Consider the following 16,722-nt stretch of genomic DNA (forward strand, 5'->3'; position numbering starts at 1 on the left):
CATCGCGTTTGCGACGCTGAGGCCCCTTCGTGCGTCCAACTACGCCGTCGATGACCTCTTGAAGCCACCGAGGGGCTCTCGGGTGTCTCGGGTGATCGCGCCCCCGCGTGCGAGCCCTCCACAAGAAGATGCGCGACGACAAGGCCGAGCTCGACGCGAGGATGTCGAGGCCGTCCGCGCCCGCTCAAAGCCGCCAAGAAGCACGAGCGCAAGGTCTTTCTTGCCCTCCGAGATGCTCGCCGACGATCTGCGCAGCCGCGACCGACTGGCGAAGCTTTCGGTCACCGACACCGTGTCCCTCAAGGCCGCGCTGCGCGAGTACCTGGCTGCTGCGCGGTCGCTCCCAAGGGCGAGGATCCCAAGCACGCCCGCGGGCGCAAGCTGCTGAACATCAACATCTCGGGTTTGTCCCGACCCCCGAAGACCTCGCCAAGCGCGTGGTCGATGCCGCGGAGATCGAGGCGGGCATGCGCGTGCTCGAGCCCTCGGCGGGTGCGGGGGCGTTGGCCTCGGAGATCCGTGCCCGTCACCCGGACGCGACGCTACACCTGATCGAGCTGAGTCCCCACGCTGCGGGACATGTTGTGTGAGGACGGCTTTGAGGTGATCGCGCGAGACTTCTGCGCGCACGTGCCCGAGCGACCCTACGACCGCATCGTGATGAACCCGCCCTTCGAGCGTCAGCAAGATGTCGAGCACATCGAGCGCGCCCTGGGGATGTTGGCGCCGGGTGGGCGCCTCGTAGCGATCGCGTCGGCCGGGCTCCAGCATCGCAGCGACAACAAGACCGAGCGGCTGCGCAAGAAGCTGCTCGAGCTCGACGGCAGCATACGGAAGCTCCCCGCAGGGTCCTTCAAGGCGTCGGGCACCGCCGTCGAGACGGTGCTGGTGATCGTCGACAAGGCACCGGCGAAGAAGGTGATGCCAGCGCACGAACAGCCGGTCCCCAGTTCTGCCAAGACACGGTCCCCGGGATCCTCGAAGCGGCCAGCGCCGAGCAGGGACATTCAGCACCTGCTCAGCAAATGGCGTCGCCACGAGGCGCAGCGCCAGCAGGTCGACAAGGAACGCTACTGGAACGCCATCCCCAAGACCGCGTGCTGGATCCGCAAGGAGGGGAGCGTCTCCGTGACGCTGTGCGCGGCTTTGCTCGACGAGCCGACCGGCGACTGTCCGCCGACCCAGGCCATGCTGAAGGGGAACTCGTCGCAGCTGGTGCTGTGCCAAGCGGGCGAGGGCCCCGAGTATTTTCGGGGACACACGCCTGGGATCACCGCGGCCAAAGCCGAGGCCGACAACCGGATCGTCCGCGGCCGCATGCGCCGCTTCGCCGAGCTCGATGCGCCGACGCGCCCCGTGGCCATCGACGACTTCGAGGCACAAGAGCAGCTCTTGGACACGCTGGTACCCACGCGAAGGGTCTACCTCCCGCGCATGCCCTTCCAGCTGCTCGACGTGGTGCTGCTTCCACCCCAGATCGTGACGCCCGACGGGGCGTCCGTCTCGATCCTTCGCTGGCGTGGCGCGATCCCCAAGGACGCGAAGATCGTCATGCAGGTGAGCGCGAGCAGTCGGATGGACTTCGATACGTTCGAGGCCAAGCTGGGCTCGACGCTCATCCCCTACCGCGGCCACGTGGCTCCCTCGACCGCAGCGCACGTGTTGAAGGAGATCCCCGCGCCTCGTCGTGCCGAGCTCGCGGCGCGTGGTCTGACCATGCACGATATTCAGTTTGGGCGGATCGGTAGGCGCTCGCTGTACTGGCTACACGACCACGAGGCCGGTTCACCTACGGGCCCGTGACCGCGACTGGAGAGCACGTCAACACGAAGGCGATCCGAGCGCACTTCAGCAAGCTCTACGCCGAGCCAGCGCTTCCCTTGCCCGAGCTGCCCGCAGGCTGGGATCCCAAGACGACGCTTCAGATCACGAGCCTCATCAGCAACCGGGTGGTCTGGAACCTGTGGGACGCCAAGGCGGGGAAGATACTCTTCAAGGCGGAGGGCGACGAAGACTGGCTCGAACAAGACGCCCTCCCGAGGCGCGCGCAGTGGGCCGAGAAGGACGGGTTCGTGGACATCATGCACGCCTCGGCGTACGCGCTTCACGAGGCTGTGAAGCGAGCACCCGACTCCGTTCGGCTGCGCGTGGCCGGGCCGTGGCTGGGCGTGCTCTATCCGAGCGACTTCGGGACCGGGTGAGCTTCGATCCGCCGACGGTGGAGCGGTGAGCGTGGAGCAGGCGACCGAGGAGTACGGCGAGTACGTCTCCTTGCTGAGCGCGTCCCCGGACAATGAGCCGCTTCAGCTGTGGGTGAAGATGGGGCCGAAGAGGATCCGCTGGGTGAAGCGGTGGCTTCGAGAGCAGAGCTCGGCGAGGGCGGTTTCCAAGCGGTCGAAGAAGACTTCTGCGGAGGACGATGACATGGGCAAGCACAAGAAGAAGACCACTGCCACCAAGAAGAAGACCGTCGCCAAGAAGAAGACCGCCGCCAAGAAGAAGGCCGCCGCCAAGAAGAGGCCGCCGCCAAGAAGAAGACCACCGCCAAGAAGAAGACCGTCGCGGCCAAGAAGAAGACCGCCGCCAAGAAGAAGACCACCGCCAAGAAGAAGGCCACCGCCAAGAAGAAGACCGCCGCCAAGAAGAAGGCCACCGCCAAGAAGAAGGCCACCGCCAAGAGGAAGACCACGACCAAGGCGGGAGCACGCAAACGAACTGAGAGTCCGCAGACCGAGCGCAACGAGGGCAAGCGCCGGGAGCCCAAGGGGTTTCGGCTGCGTCGCAACGACAAGGTCCGGTTTCGCTCCAACTCGCGGATCGCCATCGGCCTGGGCATCGACAGCGAGCGCGTGTTTCGGGTGCTGCGTGTCGTGGCCCGCGACAACCGGGAGTTCGCTGTCCTCGACTTGGGCCTGACCAAGCCCAGCCAGGCGCCCGCGATCCCCGTGGGTCATCTCGCCTTGGTCGAGCGCGCAGACGCGATGCCGGCAGACATCCGCCGCTGCGCCGCACGGCTCTCCAAGCTCGGGGGATCTGTCTCGAAGGCGACTCAGCGGCTCATGGTCGAGCTCGCGCGGAGGTACTGATGCTCGAGCTCGTCCTTGGCCTGTCGTCGGTGCTCGCCTCTGGGGTCGTGATGGCCTGGGCACGGGCGCGGGCGAACACGCTCGAGGTCGTGGATCTGCGCGCGGAGGCCCCGGCGAGCAAACGCCAGGTACGCAAGGCCACGGTCGATGCTGTCGTCCTTCATCAGACTGGATTTTCTCGTGGGCTCGATCCGATCCGCTATCGCAAGGTGACAGCGCACTTCGTGGTCCTCCCCGATGGGACCGTGGTGCAACTGCATCCCGTGTCGGCGCGCTTGTCAGCCTCGAACGGGTTCAACTCGAGGTCAGTCGCGGTCGAGTTCGTGGGGAATTTTCGGTCGGTGCAGGGTGGGTGGTGGAAGCCGGAGAAGTACGGACGCAACACGCCCTCCGCCGCACAGATCCGTGCGGGTCGACAGCTTTTGCGCGAGCTTCAGCGAGTGGGCGTGCGCTACGTGTTTGCGCACCGGCAGAGCCTGGAGACGCGAGGGAACGACCCGGGGCCGGAGATCTGGCACGCGGTCGGGCAGTGGGCCGTGACGGCGCTGGGCATGTCGGACGGCGGCCCGGGGTACGCGGTCGGGACCGGGGCGCCGATCCCCGACGCGTGGCGACGAGCACCGACGCTGGCGTGATGATCTCTCGAGCATGGAGACGAGGGCGACCCGGCGGGTCGCCCTCGTCTCTTGTGCGATCGATCTCGATCGGCTAGAAGTGCTCCCAGCCGGCAGTTCTGGGCCTCTACAGACCCTTTGGCACCGGCAAGGATCGATCCAGAATAGCCCCCGAGCCGTCTCCACCATGTCTCCACGAGATCGGAGGAATTGGGGGGACGGATGGGGACTCACGAGGACTCGATGAAGGGCGGCTCCAGGCTCCGAGGTGGCGTCTGCTGCAAAAGATGTGCGGTGGCGCCTAGTTAGAGAACCGATGTCAGACTCCACCACGGGCTCCTAGAGCGGCGACCAGTTTGAATTCGGTGAGCTACGCCGCATTTGCCAGCTTCGGGCACTCCAGCTCATGCTGGATGACCTGCAGATTGACGAGCACTGCCGCTCGCGTGGAGTCGTACTCATTCTTGCGTATGCCGAGGTAGCGAGCTCGGTTGCCTTGGCGCTGGCCGACATGAGCGAGCGTATGCTCGACGACGACGCGCTGTCGCAGTCGCGCGCGTCCGCGCGGTGCTCGTTGGAGGACCCGTAGTTTCGCTTGCAACGGCTCGTTGGCGGCGATTCGGAGGCCTCGGCCCCGGTCCGAGGTCGTGCACTTGGGCTTGAGCTCGCAGGCGTTGCAGACATCAGCCTCGAAGCGGGCGCTCTCGCCGAGGAGCATGGGTTGGGTCTGTCCCCCTGGGCAGGTCACCGTCTGGCTGACGAAGTCGAGGCTGAAGTCGGTCTTGGCGAATTTGTCGCCGTTGGACTGCCGCCATGGCTTGCAGATGACCTCGACGCCGCTGGCCACGAGTTCGGGGACGTCCGAGCTCTCGATGTAGCCCCGGTCGAAGTGCAGGCTCGCGAGTTCGAGGCCCAGATGTTCGACTCGGTCGACGAGCGTGGGGAGGCTGTCTTTCTCCGGCTGGTTCGCCGGAGCCACCGTCACAGCGAGGATGAGCTTGGTGTGAAGACTGACGACGACGTGGCGCTTGTATCCGTTGAAGGACTTCGTCTTGGTCTTGCGACCGTGACGCATGTCGGGGTCCTCGACGGACACACGCCGGTCTTTCGCCACGCCCCGCTTGATGCGCTGGCCTCCGCGGTCGGGGTCGGGCTCGAGATCCTGTCCACGTAGCTGCTCGAGTAGCGCGAGCTGGTCTTGCAACGGAGGCTTGCTGCTCTCGCTCGACAGGTTCGTCTCGACCCACTGTTCGAGCGTCTCAATCTGTCCGAGCAAACGGTTCAACGCCGCGCTCTTGGCCGCAGGGTTGGACCAGTCGATATCGAGCGCCTTCTTGATGCTCGGCTCCGCGAGCAGCGGGATGCCGAGCTCGTCGACGAGCAGCTCCGCCGGTCGAGCGCGTAGCTCGGCGACGCACAGCACGACCTTCCACGCCGCGTGAGCGAGGAGGTTGAAGGTGTCCTCGACCCGACCCGCACCTCGAAGCGGGCTCGAGTCCACGGCGACGTCGAGCTTCTTGGGCAGCTTCTTGAAGTCGAAGGCGCCAGTTCGCTTGGCGAGCTCCCGAGTGCGCTCGAGCAGCTTGCGGTCCATGTCGTGAGCGATGAGCCGCTCGCGGAAGTTGAACAGCGAGCCCTGGGAAAACGGCGGGTCATCGCAACCAAGGCAGCCGAGGACCAGCTGCCATCGAGCATCACAGGCGGCGAGTTCGACGGCCTCCGAGTCCGACGCGTTGGAGTAGCCCTGAAGCAGTAGGGCCATGGCGAGCAGTGCGGGCGGCATCGGGTTCTTCCCGGCTCCGGTGTCGCGGTACATCTGCTCGAGTTCGGCTTGGAAGTCGTCGTCGAACAGCTCGAGCCGGTGGTCACACAGGAAGCCAAACAGCTTGCGCTTCTTGCCGACGCGCTTGCGGATGCGGGCTTCGCGGGGAGACAGAGTGACGGGAGGGTTCCAGCGGGGGAGCGTCATGCGTGGCCTCGTGCGAGGCCTACGGGATCACGACCGCCAGACGTTGTCGAACCGCGCCGCTAAGCGATCGGAATCTATTAACAATTCAAACTGATCGCCGCTCTAGAGCGCCGCTCTAGGCGCTGGCAGGCGGGGTTGATGGCGGGACCGCGGCGGGCCCCGCCTCCTGCGAGCCAGGGTCCGCGAGCCAGGGTCCGCCGGGGCTCACAGCCCGAAGCTGCGGGTCGTGTCGGCGATGAACTGCTTTTCTTCGGCGGACACGTGGCCGTCGGCGGCGGCGATCGCCTCGAGGTCGGCGAGGATCGTGCGCAGCTGGTCGGGCTCGAGCTTGCCCTGGAGGGCCTCGGTGGCGCCGCGGGCGGTGAGCAGCTTGTCCTCGGCGCCCTTGTAGGTGGCGACGGTGGTCTTGAGCAGCTCGCCGATGTCACCCAGGGCGGCGTCGGGGGCCCAGGCGCGCAGCTTGTCCGCGAGGGCGCGCATCTCCTCGCCGCTGAGGATGCCGTCCGTGCTGTGGCCGAAGGTCAGGTAGAGGAGGGCGAGAGACTCGAGGACCTGCTTGTCAGCGCTCATCGGGCGCACGGTAGCAGGCCCGCTTTCGCGTTACCATGCCGCGGTGTCCGAGCCGGCGCAGCAAGGCGAGCGCGCGAGCAAGCTGCCGTGGTCGCGCGCGCTCTTGCTGATCGCCGTTGCCGGTCCGGCGCTGTGTCTAGGCGGCGTCAAGCCCTGTGTGATTCCTTCGTTTTGCGTGGTGGTCTTCGCGCTCTTGCTGCGTCGCTGCCTGCGAGACCGCGCGGCGCTGCGCGTACCTGCGTGGTGGTGGCTGGGCGCGGCCGCGGCCGGGCTGACCTTTTTACAGTGGATGCCCCTGCCGCCGGCGCTGCTCGACGCGCTCGCGCCGGGGCTGCGCTCGACCCTCGGCGAGCTGCTCGCGGGCACGCGCGCGTGGCCGTGGTCGCGGCTGAGCGTGCAGCCTGGGCAGACGGCCCTCGAGTGCGCGCGCCTGCTGGCGCTGACCGGGCTGTTCGTCGCGGCCGCGCAGCTGAGCTGGCGCCTGGTCGCGACGCAGGTGGCCGTGGCCAGCAGCGCCGTCGCGCTGATCGGCCTGGTCCAGAAGCTCGCCGGGGCCGAGGCGATCTACGGCGTCTACAGACCGCGCCAGGACTTCTTCGCCCTCGGCCAAGGACGCGGCACGCCGCTGCTGACGAGCTTCGTCAACCCCAACCACCAGTCGGCGCTCTTCTTGCTCGGGGTGTTCGTGACCGCGGCCCTGGCCATGGACCTGCGCAGGCGAGCGAGCCGCTCGCGGGGGGATCGCCACGAGCGCGAGCGCCTGGCCGACCGCGCGTACCTGGCCTGGGGCGCGGTGGTCGTCCAGGCCACGGCGCTGGTGCTCTCCATGTCCCGCGCGGCCCTGGTCGCCGCGCTGATCGTCGCGCCGCTGGCCGCCTGGCTGGGCACGCGCGGCGGCCCGCGGCGCGCCGTGGCCGGGCCGGGGGAGGGCCGCTGGGCTCGCCGCCTGCTGCCGGGGATCGGCGTGGCGGTCCTACTGGCGATCGCCGCCAGCGAGGGCGCCTGGGCGCAGCTGTCGACCCTGGGCGATCGCCAGGCCTTCATCGATAAATTTCGCGTCGCCTACGAGGGCGCCGGGCTGATCCCGATGTCGCCGGCGCTCGGGGTCGGGCGCGGGGCCTTCGTGGACCTCTTCCCCCTCGTCGACTCGCAGCCGGGGGTGGTGCAGTTCACCCACCTCGAGTCCACGCCGGTGGCGGCCATGGTCGAGTGGGGCCCGGTCTTTGGGCTTGGGCTGATCGTCGCGCTGGCGCTGTGGTGGCTGGCGAGCATGCGCGCGGCCGAGGGCGCGGCGCGGCGCGTCGCGCTGTGCGGGCTGCTGGCCGTGGCGATCCAGGCGGGGGCCGACTTTTGCCTCGACTATCTGGGGGTGGCGGCGCCGGTGGTGGCGATCGCGGGGACCTTGGGCCTGGCGCGCGCGCGGGCTGGCGCGCGCGAGTGGACCCCGCGGGCGGTGCTCGTGGTGGCCGGGCTCGGGGCGATCGTGGGCGTGGCGATGTCCGTGACCGCGATCCCCAAGAGCTGGTCGGCGCGCCACGATCGCGACCTCGCCCTGCTGGCGGGTGATGCCCCGGCGGGGGCGACCTCGACAGCGCTGCTCGACACGCCCCTCGATCCCTTCGTGCACCTGGTGATGGCGCGGGAGCTGGCCGCGGCCGGCGAGTGGTCGGCCGCCGCCGAGCGGGCCGAGGTCGCCGCGCGCCTGCGCCCGGCGGCCCTCGACGCGCGCCTGCTCGCGGCCGTGGCCGCCGCGAAGCTCGGGCGCCCCCTCGACGCCATCGAGCACCTGCGCGGGGGCCTCGAGCACCTGCGCGAGCCGGCGCCGCCGGAGCTGATCGACTTCTTGCTCGAGCGCTTCCCAGAGCCGGGCTCGCTCGCCGCCTTCGCCCCGGAGGACGCCGGGGCTTGGGCGAGCTTGGCCCAGGCCCTGCGCGAGCGCTCGCCGGCCCACGCCCGCGCCCTGGCCCAGGCCCGCGTGCGCACCCACCCCGAGGATCCCGAGCCCCTGCGCCTCCAGGCGCAGCTGGCCCTGGCCGCCAAAAACCCCGGGCTGGCCCTGCACCACGCGCGCTTTTTGGTCAGCCTGCGCCCCGACGAGGCCCTGGCCCACAAGCTGCGGGCCGACGCGCGCTACGCCCTTCGTGACCCCGAGCAGACCCGCGCGGCCGTGGCCGAGCTCGAGCAGGCCCGCGATCGCTCGCGCATGGACGACCTCGCGGTGATCGACGAGATGCTCGTGCTCGGGCTGCTGCGCCTGGGCGACCGCGAGTCCCTCGAGCGCGCCGAGCTGGTCCTCGACGAGCTCCTCGCCCGGCGGGCCGAGCCGCAGGCACGCCGCCGCCGCGAGGCCCTGGCGGATCGCGTCGCGGAGGCGCTGGTCGGCCATGACATGAGGGAGCAGCCGAGGGCGGACCCATGAGCGGCGCTCGCCCGGAGTCCGTGCGCCGCAGCCTGTCGTGGACCTTGCTCGGCGAGCTCGTGTTCGCCGCGGCCCAGTGGCTCGCGCTCATGGTCGTCGCCAAGCTGGGCTCGCCCGAGGCTCTGGGTCGCTACTCCCTGGGCCTGGCCGTGGCCACGCCGATCTTCGTGTTCGCCAACCTCCACCTGCGCCCGGTCTTCGTCGTCGCCGCCGAGGGGCGCTGGGCCTTCGCCCACGCCTTCGCCCTGCGCCTGGTCGCGCTGCCGCTCGCGCTGGCGGCCACGGCCGGCTTTTGTCTGGTCCGCGGGTGGCCGTGGGAGACCGCCGTGGCCGTGCTCCTGGTCGGGCTGATCCGCGCCAGCGGCTGCGCCTCCGACATCCTCTACGCGCGGGCGCAGCGGGCCGAGACCATGCGCAGCATCGGGATCTCGCGGGCGCTGCGAGGCGGGCTGTGGATCGGCCTGCTCGCCCTCGGCCTGCGCCTCGGCGGCGAGGTGGCGGCCCTCGCCCTCGTCGCCGCCGGCCTGGCCGCGGTCACGCTCTTCTACGACCTGCCCAGGGCCGCCGCCCTCGGCGAGCCCGGCTCGGCGCGCCCGCGCTTCGACTGGCCGCAGCTGCGCGCGCTGGCCCGCCACGCCCTGCCCATGGGCCTCGCCGCCGGCCTGCTCGGCTTCACCCTCAACGCGCCGGCCTACGTCCTGGAGGGCAGCCACGGCCTCGAGGTGGTCGGCTTCTTCGCCGCGGTCTTGTCGATCATCCAGGCCAGCGGCGTGTTCAACATGGCCCTGGGTAACGCCGCGATCCCCCGGCTGGCGCGGCTGTCCGCCGAGGACGCGCGCGGCTTTTGGGCCCTGCTCGCCAAGCTCCTCGCCGCCGTCGCGGCCCTCAACGGGGCGGGGCTGCTGATCGTGATCGTCGCGGGAGATCTCTACCTGCGCTACGCCTACACCCCGGCTTACGTGGCCTATCACGACCAGCTGATCCTCGCCGCCGTCGCGGCCGTGATCGTGGGCCTGGCCAACATGCTCTCCCAGACCCTCACCGCGCTGTCGCGCTTTCGGGCCCAGCTGGTGATCAACGCCGTGGCGCTGGCCGTGTCGATCGCCGTCGCGGCCTGGCGGATCCCCGCGCGCGGCCTCGACGGCGCGATCGAGACGCTGCTGGCCCTGGCCGGCTTTCGCTTCGTGGTCTACCTGGGTGCCAACTTGGCCCTCGGTCCCAGGCACCCGCGCTGAGATCTCGGCAAACGAATTGCCCACCATTTCGATGTCCCGCGTTCAGCGCGGCCGACCCAATAGCCTGGCCCAAAGGCGTGGGCTGAGATACCTTTGGCCGCCGTCATGGGCGTCAATCACAGAGTCCTGAGCGATCTCCTGTCTTCCAAGCCGGCTGTGGCCAAGCTCTTCGACGCGATGCGCGAGGGAGACCTCGCCGCCGAGCCGCGGACGACCGTGGACGCGGTCGCGGCCCTCGAGGGGGTGAGCCGCCGCGAAGCCGTGGACGCCCTGCGGGCCCTCGAGGGCGCGGGGGTCGGCGAGTTCAAGGTCGGGCGCAAGGGCCACCCGAGTCGCCTCGAGTGGACCGTGGATCCCGAGGCCCTGGCCGAGGGGGTGGAGGAGGGCGATCTTTCCGAGCTGCCGACGCTCGAGCCCGCCGCGCCGGCGGCCGCGTCTGCACCCGAGAGCAAGGCCAAGGCCAAGCCAAAGGCCAAGGCCAAGGCCAAGGCGGCGCGCAGCGAGCTCTCGCTCTTCGAGGAAGACGCGGACGCGGACGCGGGCTCTGGCGAGGACGAAGAGCCAGACGCCGTGGCTGCCGCGGGCGAAGCCTCGTCGGCCCTCGAGGAGGTCGCGGCCGAGGGCGCAGATGGGGGCCCTGAAGCAGCGCAAGCAGCAGATGCCGCGGCGCTGGAGCCCGTTGGCGAGCCCGCCAAGCAAAAGCGCAAGGGTCGGCGCAAGCGTGGGAGCCAGGGCGCGCCGGCGGTCGCCACGTCGGAAGCACCCGCGCCCGCGCCCGCGGCGAGCGTCGGCGGTGGGATCGAGCACGTCCATCGCCTGCGCGCCGACTTCGAGGTCCGCGTCGCCCTGCCCGCGGACCTCAGCCCCGCCGAGGCCAAGGTGCTCGCCGACTGGGTCGCCAACCTCAGCTTCGAGCGCTGAGCCGGCCCCCGCCGCCGTGGCTCGGGTGTCCCTGGCCCGCGCGTCGGCGCAGCGCCCCGCCGCGCAGGGGCATCCACGCCAGCGCGAGGATCACGAAGGCGTGGCGCCAGTGGATGCTGTCGATGACCAGACTCTCGACCAGCAGCCCGACGATCCCAGCCGCGATCGCGGCGCAGAGCAGCTGCTCCTCGTCGTCGGCCGCGTCGATGGCGTACCAGGCCGCGCGGGCGCCCGAGAGCACCATGAAGGCGGTCAGCGAGAGCAGGCCCAAAAAGCCGTTCTCGATCAGCGTGCGCACGTAGGTGCTGTGCGTGGCCCGACCAAAGGTGTGCTCGGACTGGCCGGGGCCGATGCCCAGGGGGTGCTCGAGGCTGGTCAGCAGCGCCTCCTCCTGGGTCGCGAAGCGGTGCGTGTCGTAGGACTGCATCTTCAGGCGCATGGCCAGCATGTCCTGGACCGCGTCGAGGCTGAGGACCTCGAAGAGCGCCGCGGCGAGGGCGACGATCGCCACGGGCAGGGCGATCATCGTGATCAGCTTGGCCCGGGGGGAGCCGACCGAGAGCAGGCGCAGGGCGAAGAACACCGCGGCCGAGAGCGCGAAGTTGATCCACGCGCCGCGCGAGTAGGTGAGCAGGATGACCAGCGCCGCGACCAGCAGGCAGCCCAGCCACCACCAGCGCCGCCGCCCGTGCAGGGCCATGAGCCGGGCCAGGGCGTAGACGGCGATCGGCACGCTCCACGCCCCGAACACGTTGCCGTCCTTGAACAGGCCGTTGAGGCGGCCGTTGTGGAGCATCAGCTCGCCCAGGGGCAGCAGGCCCAGGCTCGTCGCCACGCCGAGCACCCCGCAGCCGACCATGGCCACGGACCAGCCGCCCATGATCGCGTGGATCCGCGGCGCGCAGCTCGGCTGGGACTCGTCGTGGATCAGCCCGACGAGACCCAGCCACAGCGCGAGCAGGTAGAGGGTGATCGCGGCGAAGCGCAGGGCCACGTTCAGCGAGGTGACCGCGGGCAGCGAAAAGGCGTTGGCCAGCAAGAACAGGCCGAGCAGCGCCGAGGGCAGCAGGATGCTGGTGTCGAGGCGGACGCGGCGAGCGAGGAGGGCGGCGGCGAGCAGCAAGACCGCGAGCAGGTCGAAGGGGGCTGGCTCGAAGAACACCACGCCGCCGGTGGCCATCAACGCGAAGAGCAGGCGATCCCAGCGACGCGCCCGACGGCCGCGGGCGGGCGCGGTGGCCGAAGGGGCGCGCTGCGGGAGCCGGCGGGGCATCGGAGCGAGCCTAGCAAGGCTTCGCGGGCTGAGCCCAGCTTCAAATGTGCGGTGATCCCGAGGTGCTGCTAGCATCGCCCGGCCATGACATCGCCCGACTCGAACTGGCAAGGCTCGCGTCTCACAGGTCTTTGCCTCGCAGCCCTGGCGTGCGTGGGCTGCAAGCCGAGCGCCTCTCTCGACGAGCCCGAGCCACAGGCGTGCCCCGAGCCGCCGCCCGCGGCGATCGTCGAAGCGAGCCCGGAGAAGCTGTCTCCGGCGCTGGTCCACGGCGCCTACGCCTACGAGTTCTCGCCCGAGGGCGACAACCTCATGGGGGAGACGGTCATCGACTTCGTGGGCGATCTGGCGCGCTTTCGAGTGCGCTATCTCGACCGGCCAGAAGGTACGAGCGCTGCGTCGAGCTACGCGACCTGCGAGGCCGAGGTCGAGGTCCCGATCCGCTGGACCGCGACGGGCTTTCGTGTCGAGTACACGCTCACGGTGGCCGCTACCCGTGGGGACTTCACGCGCGGGGAGCTGGAGCCCACCGCCGACGGCAGCCGCCGCTCGAACACCAACAAGCACGTGGAGTCCTGCTGGATGACGGTGCTCGAGGGGGAGTACGTCATCTACGAGGTCGACAGCGCGACCACGCGCGGTCGACCCAAGTCCTTTCGGCTGGTCGAACCGGACGGCAAGGAGAATAGGGCGTGGGCCCACGAGCCGCCGAGCGAGTCGGACTTCGTGCGCCGCATCGACGAGTATTTTTGGCATGAGGCGCCGGCGGGGGGAGGCTGAGCGCTCACTCGAAAGGTGTGGCCCCAGATCGCCGCAAATGCAGCAGGGGTGGCGTGCTGAACCCCGCGGAGTTGGCACAGGTCGGGGAGCTTGGATCCTTTCTTGGTGTACTGATCCGAGAGCTCGTTGGAGACGACGACGTGGCCGTGTAGGTCCGCGTGCAGGACGATCGCTGGGTCCGCGACGCCGAGATATCTGCGGACGTTTTGCGGTGGGTAGTCGCGGATGACCTTCCCCGCGAGCAGATCCGACTCGAGGCGCGTCAGCGCCGAGTTCATCGCTGGATCTCCCGAAGTCTTTCTGGACCAGCCAGGAGCATGGAGATCGAGGAAAGTAACGAGATCAGGCACCTGCTTGCGCAGCTCCCCGTAGACTCGATCGATGACGAAGAGTTGTCTTCCGCTCGCTGCGGACGCGAGGACCGTCCACACGCGGGGGAAAGTGTCGTAGGGGTACCAAATCTTCCAAGCATTCACGAAGTAGCTGGTGTCGATGGAATAAGCCACGCTCACTGCCTCCCTTTGCTGCGCCATGAGTCGTCGAGCGCGATGAGGGGGAAGGCATCCATCCGGGGGAGCTTCTGCTCGGGCTCGGGCTCCTCTTGCTGGCGCGCCCGAGCTCGCTTCGGCTGAGCGAGCCTGAGCGCAGTATCGAATTGGACGCCGAGGAGCTCCAGGGCGTCCGACGCCGAGGGGGTACCAGTCGTCGCCGCCGAGGCCAGCAGCTGGGTGAGCCCCGACCCATACCAGGAAGGGTAGCTGTTGTATGGCGAGCCACCGGACTTCTTGGGCGGCTTTGGCTGGCGCCGCAAGCTGGCGACGAAGCGGCCGAAATCGTGTGGCTGTGCGCGGTGTAGGGAGGCCGCGCGCCGACCCGCGAGCAGCGGCGTCACCTTCAGCGCTGTGCCGACCTGCTGGAGGTGGCTCGAGTCCAGCTCCCTCCTGGTCTGGCTTCCCCACGCACGCTCGAAGGTGTCCGTGGGCAGCAGTAGCGCCTCGGCGACCTCGTCGCAGAAGCGTTCGATGTCGGGCTTGTCCTCGTCGAAGTCGGCGATGTCTTCGTTCGACACGCCAGAGCCTCCGGTCACGAGGTGGGCGAGTTCGTGGCCCAAGGTGAAGAGCTGGGCCGCGTCGAGGTCCTTGCGGTTGATGAAGATGACTGGCGCGAGCTGCTCTTCGTCGATCAGCGTGAAACCCTTGAATTCCTCGGGATCCAGGGACCACCGCGTCTTGTTGGAGACCTGGCCCATGCGAAGGACGAGCACCCCCATGGTCTCCAGCTTGGCTCGGATCGCCTTGAAGAATTCATCGGCGTCGCTGGCCGACTCGCGCAGGGTCTCGAGCTCGAGCGCGGCTCGTAGATAGTCGGCCACTACCTGTGCCGGAGCGCGCTCGGACATGGCCCCGACGAGGGTGACCGGGCTGTCTCGTTCGTGGGAGCGATACTCGGCGACCCAGGTCTGTATCGCCAGGGCGTGCTCGATCGCTCCCCGGAGGTTTTGTGAGAGCACCGCGAGGGGGCGCTGATTGCTGGTTCGGAAGTCGACGATGCCGAGGTCATCGAAGACGCGCGGCGGCTCGTCGTAGTGGAGCCAGCGCTCGGGGATGCGGAAGATCTCGGCGAGACGGCGCTGCTGTGCTTCCGAGGGGCCGCCGTCTCCTCGCTCCCAGCCTTCGATTGTGCTCGCGTCGATGGTCTTGCGATTCAGCTGCTTGGCGACGTCGGCGCGACTCAGCATGGCGCGCGCTCTGGCCCACTCCAGGACTGCTGGAGACACTCGCCTCCTGGCTGACGCTGCCCTCGCCATGTCGACCAGAATAGCCCGAGTTCGAGTGCTGATGGAATTTCGCTGTCCACGACGGTGGCCAGCTCTCGAGCCGTCCTGGTCTCGGGGCATCGCCAGAGCTTGGCGCCTGTGACGCTCACTCGTCGGGGTGCGCCGCCAGCCAGCCCTCGAGCGCCGCGGACCGCTCGTTGTTTTGCGGGTCGTTCGTCCGACAGTCACGAAGCCCTTCCGCTGCGACGGCGCGGGCCCGAGCGTGGTCGCCCTCCGCCCAGAGCACGCGGGCGTGGACGGGGCCGACGACGCAGCGGGCGGCCTCCTCGGGCGGACGATCGCGGCTCTCGGCGAGGGCGAGGTCGAGCTGGCGTCGGGCCGCGCCCAGGTGCGCTGGGCCGAGCTCGAGGAGCGCGGCGATCAGCGGGGCGCGGACGTTGGTGATGAAGTTGTGGCCCGCGGGCAGCCGGGCTTCGCGGATCTCGAGCGCGCGGGCGAAGGAGGCGCGGGCGGGCTCGATCTGGCCGAGGCCGAATTGGGCGAGGCCGAGGCCCTGGAGGCGCCGGGCCATGAGCAGGTCGTCGGCCTCGAGCTGTCCGTTGGAGATCGCCAGGGCGCGGCCATAGATCTCGAGCGCGGCGCGGTGGTCTTCGCGCTCGAGCTCCAGGCTGCCGAGGTTGTCGAGTACGCGGGCGACCTGGAGGTCCTCGCGGCCGAGCCTGGCCTCGCGGATCTCGAGCGCGCGCTCGAGGTGTTCGCGGGCGCGCTCGGGCTGCTCGAGCACGCGATAGATGACGCCGAGGTTGTTGTGCATCGCGGCCACGTCGTCGCTGCGCGGGCCCTTGCTGGCGATCCAGATGTCCAGCGCGCCCTCGAAGGCCTCGCCTGCCTCGCGGTAGCGGCCGGTGCGGACATAGAGGGCCCCGAGGCTGTTGAGGCCGCGGCCCGCGAGAGGGTGCCCGCGGCCGACCTCGGCGGTCCACAGCGCCTGGGCGCGCTCGAGGTGGGCCTGGGCGAGCTCGTAGTTGGAGAGCTCGAGCTCGATGAGGCCGAGGTCGTCGAGGATCTCCGCGCGCAGCAGCGGGCTCGGGTTCGCGGCGCCCTCGTGCAGGGAGAGGGCCTCGGCGTAGGCCTCGCGCGCGGCGCTGTAGTCCCCGCTGCTCTCGAGCGCCTCGCCGCGGTTGAGGGCGAGCTCGACGCGCGAGGCATCGTCGCCGGTGTAGCGGATCTTGGCTTCGGCGAGGTCGGCCCAGCGCAGCGCGGCCTCGACCTCGCCCTGGCGATAGCCGACGACGTGGGTGAGGGCGAGGGCCGCGGACTGGGCGACGAAGAAGGCCCCGTGGGCCTCGGCCTCGAGGTAGGCGCGCTCGTAGGCCGCGGCCGAGGTGTCGGCCTCGGCGAGGTCGTCGAAGATCAGCCCGCGGGCGAGCTCGACCTCGGCGATCAGCGGGGAGTAAGCGCTCTCGGCCGCGGCCGCGGCGAGGCCCTCGACCTCGGCGCGGGCGTCCTCGAAGCGCCCGGCTCGCTCGAGGGCCCGGACCTCGCTGAGCGCTCGGTAGCCGGCCGCGACCTCGCTGGCGACGGCCGGAGGGGGCGGCGGGATCTCGGCGGTGAGGTAGTCGAGGTCGGCGCAGCGGCTCAGCGCGGGCAGTGACTCGGCCGCGCTCACGGCTCGCTGCCCGACCTTGGCCGCGCGCTCGGGACTGGCAGCGTCGGCGTCGAGGAGGACCCCGACGAGGGCCTCGAATTCGCGGGCGTGTCCGTCGAGGCAGCGCATGCGCGCGTCCATCAGCGCCTCGGACTGCTGGCCGAGCACGCGGGTCGCCTCACAGCTTTGCTCGCGCGCGCCCTGCCACTCGCTCGCGTAGGCGTCGAGGCGCGCGTCCACGGCGAGGGCGGTGGCCTGGGGGTCCGCGAGCTCGAGGCCGAGCAGGGCGTCGCGCAGCCCGGCGCGGGTGTCCTCGGTCCCACAGGGGGATCGGGTCGCCGGCGCGCTCGCAGAGCTCGGGCTGTCCGCCGAGCCCGACGAAGGCCGCGGTGGCGATGGCGAGGGTCGCCGCGCTCAGCGTTCCACCGAT

The 16,722-nt window shown here is 69.9% G+C and carries 17 protein-coding genes; 11 read left to right on the forward strand and 6 right to left on the reverse strand.

Going from position 1 to position 16,722, the window contains the following annotated elements; translation table 11 throughout:
- The 4 genes from G6O69_RS39525 to G6O69_RS37415 all read left to right on the forward strand — a co-directional run.
- Positions 1-388 (forward strand): hypothetical protein (locus G6O69_RS39525; RefSeq protein WP_217910173.1); only part of this gene is annotated, 388 nt, incomplete at its 5' end.
- A 49-nt stretch (positions 389-437) separates the two neighbouring features.
- Positions 438-590 (forward strand): hypothetical protein, encoded by a 153-nt coding sequence (locus tag G6O69_RS37405; RefSeq protein WP_176397329.1) that lies wholly within the window; start codon positions 438-440, stop codon positions 588-590.
- On the forward strand, positions 580-1,803 hold the full coding sequence (locus G6O69_RS37410; RefSeq protein ID WP_217910174.1) for a methyltransferase: 1,224 nt from the start codon (positions 580-582) through the stop codon (positions 1,801-1,803). The genes G6O69_RS37405 and G6O69_RS37410 overlap by 11 nt, the downstream gene beginning before the upstream one ends.
- Entirely contained in the window at positions 1,800-2,201 is a 402-nt protein-coding gene (locus G6O69_RS37415) for a hypothetical protein (protein WP_176397331.1), read from the forward strand. Before G6O69_RS37410 ends, G6O69_RS37415 begins: the two co-directional genes overlap by 4 nt.
- Before the next feature lie 102 nt (positions 2,202-2,303).
- Here the strand turns inward: G6O69_RS37415 and G6O69_RS41090 are convergent, their stop codons facing one another.
- Positions 2,304-2,426, reverse strand: coding sequence for a hypothetical protein (locus G6O69_RS41090; RefSeq protein WP_255216827.1), 123 nt, complete (start codon positions 2,424-2,426; stop codon positions 2,304-2,306).
- On the opposite strand from G6O69_RS41090, the gene G6O69_RS37420 reads away from it, so the two are divergent.
- From G6O69_RS37420 to G6O69_RS37430, 3 genes are all read left to right on the forward strand, one after another.
- Positions 2,420-2,719 (forward strand): hypothetical protein, encoded by a 300-nt coding sequence (locus G6O69_RS37420; RefSeq protein ID WP_176397332.1) that lies wholly within the window; start codon positions 2,420-2,422, stop codon positions 2,717-2,719. The two genes, G6O69_RS41090 and G6O69_RS37420, sit on opposite strands and share 7 nt — an antisense overlap.
- Positions 2,720-2,870: 151 nt before the next feature.
- The gene (locus tag G6O69_RS37425) at positions 2,871-3,086 is read left to right on the forward strand and encodes a hypothetical protein (protein ID WP_176397333.1); all 216 of its coding nucleotides are present in this window, start codon (positions 2,871-2,873) and stop codon (positions 3,084-3,086) included.
- Positions 3,086-3,721, forward strand: coding sequence for a peptidoglycan recognition family protein (locus tag G6O69_RS37430; protein ID WP_172302433.1), 636 nt, complete (start codon positions 3,086-3,088; stop codon positions 3,719-3,721). The genes G6O69_RS37425 and G6O69_RS37430 overlap by 1 nt, the downstream gene beginning before the upstream one ends.
- A 349-nt stretch (positions 3,722-4,070) precedes the next feature.
- Here G6O69_RS37430 and G6O69_RS37435 read toward each other — a convergent pair whose 3' ends face one another.
- Entirely contained in the window at positions 4,071-5,669 is a 1,599-nt protein-coding gene (locus G6O69_RS37435; RefSeq protein WP_172302407.1) for an IS1182 family transposase, read from the reverse strand.
- Between the two features lie 204 nt (positions 5,670-5,873).
- Positions 5,874-6,239, reverse strand: a complete 366-nt coding sequence (locus G6O69_RS37440; RefSeq protein ID WP_172302406.1) for a TerB family tellurite resistance protein — start codon at positions 6,237-6,239, stop codon at positions 5,874-5,876.
- Between the two features lie 43 nt (positions 6,240-6,282).
- Between G6O69_RS37440 and G6O69_RS37445 the strand changes: the two genes are divergently transcribed.
- The 3 genes from G6O69_RS37445 (at position 6,283) to G6O69_RS37455 (ending at position 10,814) form a co-directional block, all read left to right on the forward strand.
- Complete coding sequence (locus G6O69_RS37445) at positions 6,283-8,658, forward strand: hypothetical protein (protein ID WP_172302405.1); 2,376 nt, start codon at positions 6,283-6,285, stop codon at positions 8,656-8,658.
- Entirely contained in the window at positions 8,655-9,893 is a 1,239-nt protein-coding gene (locus G6O69_RS37450; protein ID WP_172302404.1) for a hypothetical protein, read from the forward strand. The genes G6O69_RS37445 and G6O69_RS37450 overlap by 4 nt, the downstream gene beginning before the upstream one ends.
- A 105-nt stretch (positions 9,894-9,998) precedes the next feature.
- On the forward strand, positions 9,999-10,814 hold the full coding sequence (locus tag G6O69_RS37455) for a hypothetical protein (protein WP_172302403.1): 816 nt from the start codon (positions 9,999-10,001) through the stop codon (positions 10,812-10,814).
- Here G6O69_RS37455 and G6O69_RS37460 read toward each other — a convergent pair.
- Complete coding sequence (locus G6O69_RS37460) at positions 10,798-12,087, reverse strand: O-antigen ligase family protein (RefSeq protein ID WP_172302402.1); 1,290 nt, start codon at positions 12,085-12,087, stop codon at positions 10,798-10,800. The two genes, G6O69_RS37455 and G6O69_RS37460, sit on opposite strands and share 17 nt — an antisense overlap.
- A gap of 84 nt (positions 12,088-12,171) precedes the next feature.
- On the opposite strand from G6O69_RS37460, the gene G6O69_RS41095 reads away from it, so the two are divergent.
- Positions 12,172-12,867 carry a hypothetical protein gene (locus tag G6O69_RS41095; RefSeq protein WP_255215701.1) on the forward strand — a complete coding sequence of 232 codons (696 nt, stop codon included), beginning with the start codon at positions 12,172-12,174 and terminating at the stop codon, positions 12,865-12,867.
- A gap of 508 nt (positions 12,868-13,375) precedes the next feature.
- On the opposite strand, the gene G6O69_RS37470 is transcribed toward G6O69_RS41095, so the two are convergent.
- Together G6O69_RS37470 and G6O69_RS37475 are read right to left on the reverse strand one after the other, a co-directional pair.
- Positions 13,376-14,764, reverse strand: a complete 1,389-nt coding sequence (locus G6O69_RS37470) for an XRE family transcriptional regulator (RefSeq protein WP_346017165.1) — start codon at positions 14,762-14,764, stop codon at positions 13,376-13,378.
- A 25-nt stretch (positions 14,765-14,789) separates the two neighbouring features.
- Positions 14,790-16,532, reverse strand: coding sequence for a tetratricopeptide repeat protein (locus G6O69_RS37475; protein WP_176397334.1), 1,743 nt, complete (start codon positions 16,530-16,532; stop codon positions 14,790-14,792).
- Positions 16,533-16,722: the final 190 nt, after the last annotated feature.

The sequence above is a fragment of the Pseudenhygromyxa sp. WMMC2535 genome, assembly GCF_011083025.2.

Bases quoted from the DNA above. Each gene is read 5' to 3' on its own strand.
- G6O69_RS37440 (WP_172302406.1), bottom strand. From the start codon at position 6,239: ATGAGCGCTGACAAGCAGGTCCTCGAGTCTCTCGCCCTCCTCTACCTG.
- G6O69_RS37450 (WP_172302404.1), top strand. From the start codon at position 8,655: ATGAGCGGCGCTCGCCCGGAGTCCGTGCGCCGCAGCCTGTCGTGGACC.
- G6O69_RS37410 (WP_217910174.1), top strand. From the start codon at position 580: ATGTTGTGTGAGGACGGCTTTGAGGTGATCGCGCGAGACTTCTGCGCG.
- G6O69_RS41095 (WP_255215701.1), top strand. From the start codon at position 12,172: ATGACATCGCCCGACTCGAACTGGCAAGGCTCGCGTCTCACAGGTCTT.
- G6O69_RS37435 (WP_172302407.1), bottom strand. From the start codon at position 5,669: ATGACGCTCCCCCGCTGGAACCCTCCCGTCACTCTGTCTCCCCGCGAA.
- G6O69_RS37460 (WP_172302402.1), bottom strand. From the start codon at position 12,087: ATGCCCCGCCGGCTCCCGCAGCGCGCCCCTTCGGCCACCGCGCCCGCC.
- G6O69_RS37420 (WP_176397332.1), top strand. From the start codon at position 2,420: ATGACATGGGCAAGCACAAGAAGAAGACCACTGCCACCAAGAAGAAGA.
- G6O69_RS37430 (WP_172302433.1), top strand. From the start codon at position 3,086: ATGCTCGAGCTCGTCCTTGGCCTGTCGTCGGTGCTCGCCTCTGGGGTC.
- G6O69_RS41090 (WP_255216827.1), bottom strand. From the start codon at position 2,426: ATGTCATCGTCCTCCGCAGAAGTCTTCTTCGACCGCTTGGAAACCGCC.
- G6O69_RS37455 (WP_172302403.1), top strand. From the start codon at position 9,999: ATGGGCGTCAATCACAGAGTCCTGAGCGATCTCCTGTCTTCCAAGCCG.
- G6O69_RS37470 (WP_346017165.1), bottom strand. From the start codon at position 14,764: ATGCCCCGAGACCAGGACGGCTCGAGAGCTGGCCACCGTCGTGGACAG.